The organism is Allobosea sp. BK604, from assembly GCF_004341515.1.
Lineage (GTDB): Bacteria > Pseudomonadota > Alphaproteobacteria > Rhizobiales > Beijerinckiaceae > Allobosea.
In genome coordinates this window covers 200,774-210,835 of sequence record NZ_SLZF01000008.1, presented here as the reverse complement: position 1 = coordinate 210,835, position 10,062 = coordinate 200,774, and the positions used below count along the sequence as shown (strand labels likewise).

The window sequence follows — 10,062 nt, the reverse complement described above, 5'->3', positions numbered from 1 at the left end:
GTCGCCTAGATTGCTTCGTCGCTACGCTCCTCGCAATGACCGATGGCTCAGTGCGGCCGGCTCGGCGTCAGGCTCTTGAGGAAGCCTGCGAAGCGCAGCAGCCCGTCCGGCCAGGGGCCGTGGCCGGACTCGGTGTTGAGATGCCCGCTATCGCCAGCATCGACGAATTCGGCGCCCCAGGCCTCGGCGAGCTCCTTCGCCTCTTCCTGCGAGCAATAGGGGTCGGTGGCGCTGGCGATCAGCACGGATGGAAACGGCAGCTTCTCGCGCTTCAGGGCAATGAAATCCGCCGCCATGCCGGGAATGGCGCGCTTGGCCCTCTCCGAAGCCGGCGCGACCAGGAAAGCACCTGCGACCTCCCCCGGCTTGAGATGCTCGGCCGCATGCGCCACGGCACTGACCCCGGCCGAATGCGCAACCAGCACGACCGGTCGCGTCGAGGCGCGCACCGCCGCCACGATGCGGTTCGCCCAAACCTCGCGCTGCGGCTTGTACCAGTCGTCCTGCTCGACACGCCTTGCCGTGGTGAGCTTGGCCTCCCAGCGGCTCTGCCAATGTCCGGGCCCGGAGCCCGACCAGCCGGGGATGATGAGGATGTCGGCGTCGGAGGATTTCATGTCTAAAGCACCTTTCCGCCGGGCGAGGTCAAGCTTCCCCGAAGACCCGCCGGAAGATCGTGTCGACCTGTTTGAAGTGATAGCCCTCGTCGAACATCGCCTCGAGCTCGGCGGCCGAGAGCCGCGCCGTCACGTCCTTGTCGGCCTTTAGATTGGTGAGAAAATCCTCGCCGTGCTCCCAGGTCCGCATCGCATTGCGCTGGACCAACGTATAGCTCTCCTCTCGGCTCGCTCCCGCCTGGGTCAGGGCCAGCAGCACGCGCTGCGAATTATGCAGGCCGCCGAGCCGGTCGAGGTTCCGGCGCATGTTCTGCGGGTAGATCAGCAGCTTGTCGACGACGCCGGTCAGCCGTGCCAGCGCAAAGTCGAGCGTCACCGTCGCATCGGGGCCGATCATGCGCTCGACCGAGGAATGCGAGATGTCGCGCTCGTGCCAGAGCGCGACGTTCTCCAACGCCGGCGTCACCATGCCGCGCACGAGGCGGGCAAGGCCGGTCAGGTTCTCGGTCAGCACCGGGTTGCGCTTGTGCGGCATCGCCGAGGAGCCCTTCTGGCCCGGCGAGAAGAACTCTTCGGCCTCATAGACCTCGGTGCGCTGGAGATGGCGGATCTCGGTCGCGAGCCGCTCGACGCAGGAGGCGACGACGCCAAGCGTGGCGAAGAACATCGCGTGCCGGTCGCGCGGGATCACCTGCGTCGAGACCGGCTCGACGGCGAGCCCCATCATCTTCGCGACATGCTCTTCCACCTGAGGATCGATATTGGCGAACGTGCCGACAGCGCCCGAGATCGCGCAGGTCGCGATCTCCTTGCGCGCCGCGACCAGGCGCGCGCGGCAGCGGTCGAACTCGGCATAGGCCTGCGCCAGCTTGAGACCGAAGGTCACCGGCTCGGCATGGATGCCGTGAGAGCGGCCGATTGTCGGCGTGAACTTGTGCTCGAAGGCGCGGCGCTTGATCGCGGCGAGCAGCGCGTCGACATCGGCGATCAGGATATCCGCCGCACGCGAGAGCTGTACGGCCAGCGTGGTGTCGAGCACGTCCGAAGAGGTCATGCCCTGATGGACGAAGCGCGCCTCCGGCCCGACGATCTCGGCGAGATGGGTCAGGAAGGCGATGACGTCATGCTTGGTGACACGCTCGATCTCGTCGATGCGGGCGACGTCGAAGGTCGCGTCCTTGGCCTTGGCCCAGATCGTCGCGGCCGCCTCCTTCGGAACCACGCCGAGCTCGGCCAGTTTGTCGGTGGCGTGCGCCTCGATCTCGAACCAGATCCGGAAGCGGGTCTGCGGCTCCCAGATCGCGACCATCTCGGGGCGGGAATAGCGGGGGATCATTGCGCACTCTTGTAAACTGAGAAAATGTCACCGCGCTGCTAGCACGCGCGGGCCCGGGACGAAATGGCTGCCGTGCCAGGCACGGCCTGCTGACAGGCCCGGGCAGTCCCGAGGCTAGCATGAAGAGCCGAGGCCTGCCGCCTCGCCTGTGGGAGCATGCTGCGAAGGCAGCAGCGAGAAAAGGAGGAAGTCCCGTGTCCTATGTCGATGGTTTCGTTGCCGCCGTGCCCGCCGCCAATCGCCAGGCCTATATCGAGCACGCCAGCAAGGCCGCGCCCCTCTTCAAGGAATATGGCGCGACGCGCGTCTCGGAATGCTGGGGCGACGACGTGCCTCGCGGCAAGCAGACTGATTTCTTCCGTGCCGTCGAAGCGAAGGAGGACGAGATCGTCGTCTTCTCCTGGGTGGAATGGCCGAGCAAGGAGGTGCGCGACGCCGGCTGGGAGAAGATGATGGCCGACCCGCGCATGCAGCCCGATGCCAACCCAATGCCCTTCGATGGTAAGCGCCTGATCTATGGCGGCTTCGCCCAGCTCGATCTCGGCGCCTAGGGCATTTTCGAGCGAAGTCGCTACCGGTTCGCGTGAAGAAAATGCGTCGACACAAATAGAGAGAGCATTTCCGCGCTTCTGAGAAACGCGGAAATGCTCTGAGACGGCCTCAGACCCACTGGCCGCGGGCGGCTTCGGCCGCCTTGCGGATCGCGGCGATATTGGCGGCGTAGTTCGCCGGCCCGCCCTTGAACGCTGCCGAGCCGGCGACGAGCACATCGGCGCCGGCCTTGACCGCGAGCGGTGCGGTCTCCGGCGTGATGCCACCATCGACCTCGAGCGCGATCGGCCTCTCGCCGATCAGCGCGCGCACCCGCGCAATTTTCTCGAGCACCGAGCGGATGAAACTCTGCCCGCCGAAACCGGGATTGACGCTCATCAGTAGGATCAGGTCGATATCCCCGATCAGCGGTTCGACGACGCTCTCGGGCGTGCCCGGATTGAGCACGATGCCGGCCTGCTTGCCCTGCGCCTTGATCGCCTGCAGTGTCCGGTGCGTATGCGGCCCGGCCTCGACATGAACCGAGATCAGGTCGGCGCCAGCCTTGGCGAAGGCCTCGATATAGGGGTCGACCGGGGCGATCATCAGGTGGACGTCGAAGAATTTCGACGTATGCGGCCGGATCGCCTGCAGCACGCCCGGGCCGAAGCTGATATTCGGCACGAAATGCCCGTCCATCACGTCGCAATGGATCCAGTCGGCGCCGGCGGCGTCGATGGCGCGGACCTCCTCGCCGAGCTTGGCGAAATCGGCCGAGAGGATCGAGGGGGCGATACGGATCGGAGCTGTCATGGCCTGCGGTTTATCGCCCGCGGACAGCGACGGCAATCGCGCTCAGGCGCTTTTCAGCGCGCGCTTCACCGGAAAGGATAGGCGCCGGTCCGCCTCCGCGATCTCGGCCGCGACCTGCGCGAAGGCCGGGCGCTTCGACAGCCGCTCGTACCACATGGCGAGCCCGTAGAAGCCGGCGAGCGACGGCCCGCCGAGCCGCTGCGAGAACAGCACGCTCATGAACAGCGCGATATCGGCGACGGAGAGGTTCTGCGCGAAGAATTCGCGACCGGCCAGGCGTTCGTCGAGCACGGCGTAGTGCCGCGACAGCGCTGCCTCGGCGATCAGCGCATCAGCCTCCTGCGCCATGCGCCTGGTCTGGTCGGATGTCGGCGGGCTGGTCCGGTGCATCAGCGGGCGCAGCGCGCTGAACAGGATCTCGTCGGCATAGAGTTCGTCGAGCCGGCAGCGGGCGCGATCGGCCGGCGAGGCCGGCAGCAGCGGCAACTCGGGATAGGCCTCGTCGAGATATTCGATGATCACGGTGGAATCGTAGAGCACCAGCCCGCAATCGGTCAGCACCGGCACCTGCCCTTTCGGGTTCAGGGCCGTGACCTCAGGGTGCTTCGGATCATAGCCCGTCGTCTGGTTGAACGGCACCATGACGCGCTCGAAGCCGAGCCCCTTCTCGCGCAGCGCGATCTCGACCTTGCGGGAGAACAGGCTCAGCGGCCCGGAATAGAGCGTGATCATGGTTGCGAGGCTCCTTTCATAGGCTGGAGCCTCGCAGGCACCGCCGTCAGCCCGCGTCAGCAGGCTTTTCCGCGCGCCTGATCCGCGCCGCGACGCCGCGCAGCAGCCAGGGCAACAGGTAGATCGGGAATTGCGCCAACGCGAAATAGAGGAAGGTGGTCGGCGGGACACCCGCACCCAGCGCGGCGACGAGCAGGCCCATATTGCGCTGGCCAGTGCCGTAACCGATCATGAAGCGCTCGGGCAGCTTCAGATTCCGCAGCAAAAGGCTGGCGAGCACCAGGCCGCTGGCCGCAATGGCGAAGGTGACCGCCAGGAAGGTCAGGACCTGCGTCGGCCGCTCGAGCGCAGCCCGCGTGACGCCGTCCATCGCCGCGATGGCGAAGATGAAATACATCAGCACGCCGAAGCCATCGAGGTTGGCTTTCATCGCGCGGATGCGTTCCCCGCCGAGCACGCGCCGCAGGATCGCCGCCACGACGATGCCGCCGCCGATGAAATAGATCAGCCGCAGCGTCAGCGCCCAACGGTCGAGCGGCACTGCCGCCCCCGCGACCAGCTCGACGACGAGCGGCGCGACGATCGGGCTGAGCAGCGTCGTCAGGATCGTGGTGGCGATCAGCAGCGAGGGCTCGAAACCGTAGATGATCGCGACCGCCGGCGAGGACATGATCGGCGGCGCCGCGCACATGATCGCCAGACCCAGCACGAGGCCTGGGTCGAGCGCCGCCCGTCCGACCAGCACGAGGCCAAGGCCGACGATCAGCATCGGAGCGGCGAGCAGCCACAGGCAGGCTGCGATCAGCCGCGCCGGCCGACGTATCAGCCCGGCGATGATGCCGAAATCGGCACGCAGGAAGACCACCGTGGTGAAGCAGAAAATCGTCACCGGCAGGAGCGGCCGCGCGGCGGACGAGAATTGGGGCAGCGCGAGCCCCAGGAAGATCGAGAGCGCGAAACCCTGCGTGCCGTAGCGGCCGAGCCAGGCGAGAAAAGCGGCGAAACGCGAGAACATGAAGGCTCGAGTCGGAACGGAATTTGCGTCACCTTGGCTGATCGCTCTCACCGCGTCATCAGCCGTTCCGGCAGCCCTCCCCTGCGCATGCAGAAAATTGCGTCGCGGCACGCCTCTTGCGACCCATAGCGGGCCATTCGACCCGGATGGCGCAAATCTTGCGAAACTTTTGCTGGATGCTCGCAAAAATGCGCCGTGCCGCTGACAGTTCGCCCGACGCGGTATTTTTATGAGTGGGCAAGGCTGGCGAGGAGCAGACAATGCGGACCGATACGATCGTTCTCGGCGCGGGTATCGTCGGGATTGCGGTGGCGCTTCATCTGCAGAAGGCCGGCCGCTCTGTGCTGCTGGTCGATCGTCGCGGGCCGGGCGAGGAGACGAGCTACGGCAATGCCGGGCTGATCCAGCGCGAGGGCGTCTACCCCTATGGCTTCCCGCATGATTTCGGCGCGCTGCTGCGCTACGCCCGCAACAACACGATCGACGCCTCCTACCATTGGAACGCGATCCCCAAGCTCGCGCCCTTCCTGTTCTCCTACTGGATGCATTCGCGCGCCGCGAAGCACGAGGCGATCGCTCATCAATATGCGACGCTGATCGAACATTGCGTCACCGAGCATGACGCGCTGGCGAACGAGGCCGGCGCGACGCATCTGCTGCGCCGCAAGGGCTGGATGAAGGTCTTCCGCACACCGGCCGAGCAGGATGCCCGCCTTGCCGAGGCCGCCCGCTGGAACAAGGAATTCGGCCTGAACTACCGGGCGCTCGACGTCCCGACGCTTCGCGCCGAAGAACCGCATCTGGAGCAGAGCCTGATCGGCGGCCTGCACTGGACCGACCCGGTCACCGTGGTCGATCCGCTTGGCCTGTCCAAGGCTTATGTCGCGCTGTTCGAGGCGCTCGGCGGCCAGCTTCGCCAGGGCGATGCCGGCAGCTTGACGCAGGATGGCGACGAATGGGCCGTCACGCTCGCCGACGGTACGCGGGCGAGCGCGCATGATGCCGTCGTCGCGCTCGGCCCCTGGGCCGACGTGCTCACCAACCGGCTCGGCTACAACCTGCCGCTCGCGGTCAAGCGCGGCTATCACATGCATTACAAGCCGCTCGGCAATGCCGTGCTCAACCACCCGGTGCTCGACACCGAGCGCGGCTATTTCCTGGCGCCGATGCTGAAGGGCATCCGGCTGACGACCGGCGCAGAATTCGCCCTGCGCGATGCGCCGAAGACACCAGTCCAGCTCGGCCGGGCCGAACCGATCGCCAAGAAATTCTTCCCGCTCGGCGAGCGCATCGACCCCGAGCCCTGGCTCGGCGCCCGCCCCTGCACACCGGACATGATGCCGATCATCGGCCGGGCGCCGAAGCATCGGAACCTCTGGTTCTCCTTCGGCCACGCCCATCATGGCCTGACGCTGGCCGCGGTGACCGGGCGGATGGTGGCGGAGATGGTGACGAACGAGAAGGTCTTCGTCGACCCGGCGCCGTTCTCGCCGGCGCGGTTCGGGTAAGGGCGTCATCCCGCACGCGTTGCAGCATGAAATGCTGCTACGCAGATGCGGGACCGCATTACGAACAAGGCGTCTTTATCTCCGCGATCTCGTGTTCGCGCAGCGGCAGGCCTGCCGCGAGGCGCGTGCGGGACGCCGGCATGCACCATGCCCCCTCGCCTTCACGGCAAGTCCCTGCCACGATCCCGGCCGTTCTCGATTCCCTCCCCAAGGTGTGCCATGGCTCTCGCCTCCCCTCCGGTTCAGGACAATGCCTATGCCGCCGCGCTCGCCCTGCTCGAGCGCGCGCCGCTGATCGACGGCCATAACGACCTGCCCTATGTCATCCGCCTGCACCGCGAGGCCAAGGGCGATGTCGGCGCCTACGGGCTCGACAAGGTCCATGCGGAGACCGACACCGACATCCCGCGCATGCAGAACGGCAAGCTCGCCGGCCAGTTCTTTGCCGCCTATGTCCCGCCGAACCATCCCAAGCCGGCCGGCTTCGCCCTGGCCCAGATCGCGCTGATGCGCGAGGTCATGGACAAGCACGCGAAAGTCTTCCGCCCCGGCCTCGCGGCGGCCGATGTCGAGGCCGCCAAGGCTGACGGCAAGATCGCGCTGTTCATGACGATCGAGAACGGCTCGGCAATCGACAACGAACTCGACGCGCTCGACGCCTACTACGCCCTCGGCGTGCGGCTGATGACGCTTTGCCATAACGGCACGCATGACTGGTGCGATTCCGCCACGGATGCGCCCAGGCACAATGGGCTCACCGCCTTCGGCAAGGACGTGATCCGGCGGATGAACCGGCTCGGCATGGTCGTCGACCTCGCCCATGTCTCGCACAAGGTCATGCATGACGTGCTCGATGTCAGCAGCACTCCGGTCGTCTGGTCGCATTCCAACGCCTTCACCCTGTGCGATCATCCTCGCAACGTGCCCGACGACGTGCTCGACCGCGTGGCAGGCTCGGGCGGGGTGGTGATGGCGACCTTCGTGCCCGACTTCATCAGCCAGGCCTCGCGCGACTGGCATCGCCCCGCCAAGGACCGGTACGGCAAGACGCCCGACGGGCTCGACTACAAGAAGGCCGAGGCCGAGATCGTGGCCAAGTCCGGCCCACGGCCGAAGGCGACGCTGGCGCAGTATTGCGACCATCTCGACTATCTCGCCAAGCGCATCGGTCACGACCATGTCGGCATCGGCTCGGACTTCTTCGGCGGCGCCGTGCCGGAGGGGCTGGAGGACACCTCGACCTTCCCCGGCCTGATCGCCGAGCTGATCCGCCGCGGCTGGTCCGAGGAGAATCTCGAGAAGCTCGCCGGCGGCAATACGCTCCGCGTGCTGCGCGCTGTCGAGCAGAAGTCAGGCTAGGATAGAGGCCAAGACGGGCGCCGCAATTGAGTCGGCGCCCGCCCGGCATATCGCAATCTGAATCGCCTTATTTCGGGCACAATCTGCACGTGCGCGAAATGAAGATTTTTCGCGGCTGAAGCCAAAAAATCTCAGGATTTCAAGCGCATTTTATAGTTTATTAAATCTGAAATCAGAGGATTCCGACCGTTCCACTCCTCCGCATTCCGGACGCCAGGCGGTCGCTGCTATGAACCTCAACAATATCCGCATCAGCTTCAAGATCGCGGGAGCGATGCTCTTTGTCGGCCTGATAGGGCTCGTCGCAACCATCCTCACCAGCATGCAGTTGCACAAGGTCGACGAGACGTATTCCGACCTGATCAATGCCCGCAGCAAGGCGATCTTCGCGACCGCCCGCGCCTCGCGCGCCGCCACCGACATCCTGGCCCAGGCCTACAAGGTGATCGCCTATCCTCTGAACTCGCCGGCCATCAAGGATGCCGAGGCCCAGGGCGAGCGCTCCTACGGCCAGTCGCTCGACCTGCTGAAGGAGGGCCAGTCCTACCTGCCCCATCTCCGCGCCGACTACGATGCGCTGATCCGGCAGATCAGCGACATCCGCGGCGGCGTCAACCAGGCGATCGAATTCGGCCGACGCGACGAGAACGAGAAGGCGCTCGCCGTGATGGATCAGGTCGACGGCAAACTGCGTAACGTCATCCGCGCCATTACCGAGCTCAACAACAACCTGACCAAGGACACCGAGAACACCAGCAACGCGCTGAGCGCCTCCACCGACCAGATCGTCATGGCCGTCATTGGCTTCAGCATTCTGGGGCTCCTGGTCAGCCTCGCCGCCGCGATGTGGATGTCGGCCAGGACCATCACCAACCCGCTCGCCGGACTGCAAGGCACGATGGTTCGTCTCGCCAATGGCGATTTCGACGCCGAGATTCCCGGCCAGACCCGTCGCGACGAGGTTGGCGCGATGGCTAGAGCCGTACTCACCTTCAAGGAGAACGGGCTGGAGATGCGCCGCCTCGAGGCACAATCCGCGGAGCAGAACCGCCTTGCGGAAGCCGAGCGTCAGCGCAACGAGGCCGAGCGCCAGCGCGTCGAGGCCGAGCGCGCCGCGCTCGCCCGGGAGCAGCAGCAGGTCGTCGGCCTGCTCGCCTCCGGGCTCGACATGCTGGCCCAGGGCGACCTGACCTACCGCATCGATGCCCAGGTCGCGGCCGACTACCAGAAGCTCCGCGACGACTTCAACCGCGCCGTCAACCGCCTCTCCGAGACCGTGGCGACCATCCAGACCACCTCGGTCGACGTCGCCAATGCCGCCCGCGAGATCAATATGGGCGCCGACGACCTCTCCAAGCGCACGGAGGAGCAGGCGTCCTCGCTGGAGGAGACCGCTGCCACGACCGAAGAACTCGCCGCTTCCGTCAAGGCTTCGGCCCATTCGTCGCGCCAGGCCGTGCAACTCGCCGAGGAGGCGATGCAGGTCGCCGAAAAGGGCGGTGCGATCGTCACCGAAGCCGTCGAGGCGATGACGCGGATCGAGGCCGCCTCGCGCAAGATCTCCGACATCACCTCGGTGATCGACGAGATCGCCTTCCAGACCAACCTGCTCGCCCTCAACGCTGCGGTCGAGGCCGCCCGCGCCGGCGATGCCGGCAAGGGCTTTGCCGTCGTCGCCTCCGAGGTCCGCACCCTCGCCCAGCGTTCCTCCGACGCCGCCAAGGACATCACGGCTCTGATCAGCGAATCGGGCGCCGAGGTCGAGCAAGGCGTCGGCCTCGTCCGCTCTGCCGGCGAGGCGCTCGGCAAGATCGTCGAAGCCTCGAAGAAAGTCTCGGCGACGGTGTCGGATATTTCCGCCGCGTCCTCCGAGCAGGCGAACGGCATCGACGAGATGAGCCAGACCGTCGCCCATATGGACGAGATGACCCAGCAGAACGCCGCCCTGGCCGAGGAAAGCGCGGCCTCCGCCAGCTCGCTCACCGGCCAGATCCAGCGCCTGAATGGGCTGGTCTCCAGCTTCCGGATCAAGGGCGACGGTTGCCCCGGCGAGGCGCACAAGCGAGTTCGCTCCGGAGGCCAGGCTTGACTTCGGCCTGCGCCGCAGCGCCTGAAGCGGCTCTGATCAACACCTGATAGGATCGGGCCCAC

At 66.2% G+C, this 10,062-nt stretch carries 9 protein-coding genes; 4 read left to right on the top strand and 5 right to left on the bottom strand.

Features of this window, described 5'->3' with window-relative positions; genetic code table 11:
- Positions 1 to 47: 47 nt before the first annotated feature.
- Both EV560_RS24230 and purB read right to left on the bottom strand, forming a co-directional pair.
- The gene (locus EV560_RS24230) at positions 48 to 617 is read right to left on the bottom strand and encodes an RBBP9/YdeN family alpha/beta hydrolase (protein WP_131858389.1); all 570 of its coding nucleotides are present in this window, start codon (positions 615 to 617) and stop codon (positions 48 to 50) included.
- 28 nt (positions 618 to 645) lie between these two features.
- Positions 646 to 1,953 carry an adenylosuccinate lyase gene (gene purB, locus EV560_RS24225; protein ID WP_131858388.1) on the bottom strand — a complete coding sequence of 436 codons (1,308 nt, stop codon included), beginning with the start codon at positions 1,951 to 1,953 and terminating at the stop codon, positions 646 to 648.
- Between the two features lie 194 nt (positions 1,954 to 2,147).
- Between purB and EV560_RS24220 the strand changes: the two genes are divergently transcribed.
- A complete protein-coding gene (locus EV560_RS24220) occupies positions 2,148 to 2,504 on the top strand; it encodes a DUF1428 domain-containing protein (protein ID WP_131858387.1) in 357 nt (118 codons plus the stop codon).
- A 109-nt stretch (positions 2,505 to 2,613) separates the two neighbouring features.
- Here EV560_RS24220 and rpe read toward each other — a convergent pair whose 3' ends face one another.
- The 3 genes from rpe to EV560_RS24205 are packed head-to-tail and all read right to left on the bottom strand — an operon-like array spanning position 2,614 to position 5,044.
- The gene (gene rpe, locus EV560_RS24215; protein ID WP_131858386.1) at positions 2,614 to 3,297 is read right to left on the bottom strand and encodes a ribulose-phosphate 3-epimerase; all 684 of its coding nucleotides are present in this window, start codon (positions 3,295 to 3,297) and stop codon (positions 2,614 to 2,616) included.
- A gap of 42 nt (positions 3,298 to 3,339) precedes the next feature.
- Positions 3,340 to 4,029, bottom strand: a complete 690-nt coding sequence (locus EV560_RS24210; RefSeq protein ID WP_248312177.1) for a glutathione S-transferase family protein — start codon at positions 4,027 to 4,029, stop codon at positions 3,340 to 3,342.
- A 46-nt stretch (positions 4,030 to 4,075) separates the two neighbouring features.
- Positions 4,076 to 5,044 (bottom strand): sodium:proton symporter, encoded by a 969-nt coding sequence (locus EV560_RS24205; RefSeq protein ID WP_131858385.1) that lies wholly within the window; start codon positions 5,042 to 5,044, stop codon positions 4,076 to 4,078.
- A gap of 260 nt (positions 5,045 to 5,304) precedes the next feature.
- Here EV560_RS24205 and EV560_RS24200 point away from each other — a divergent pair, with 260 nt between their 5' ends.
- The 3 genes from EV560_RS24200 (at position 5,305) to EV560_RS24190 (ending at position 10,000) form a co-directional block, all read left to right on the top strand.
- Positions 5,305 to 6,552, top strand: coding sequence for an NAD(P)/FAD-dependent oxidoreductase (locus tag EV560_RS24200; RefSeq protein WP_131858384.1), 1,248 nt, complete (start codon positions 5,305 to 5,307; stop codon positions 6,550 to 6,552).
- 219 nt (positions 6,553 to 6,771) lie between these two features.
- Positions 6,772 to 7,911, top strand: a complete 1,140-nt coding sequence (locus tag EV560_RS24195) for a dipeptidase (protein ID WP_165923598.1) — start codon at positions 6,772 to 6,774, stop codon at positions 7,909 to 7,911.
- A gap of 229 nt (positions 7,912 to 8,140) precedes the next feature.
- Positions 8,141 to 10,000, top strand: a complete 1,860-nt coding sequence (locus EV560_RS24190; RefSeq protein WP_131858382.1) for a methyl-accepting chemotaxis protein — start codon at positions 8,141 to 8,143, stop codon at positions 9,998 to 10,000.
- The last annotated feature ends 62 nt before the right edge of the window (positions 10,001 to 10,062 follow it).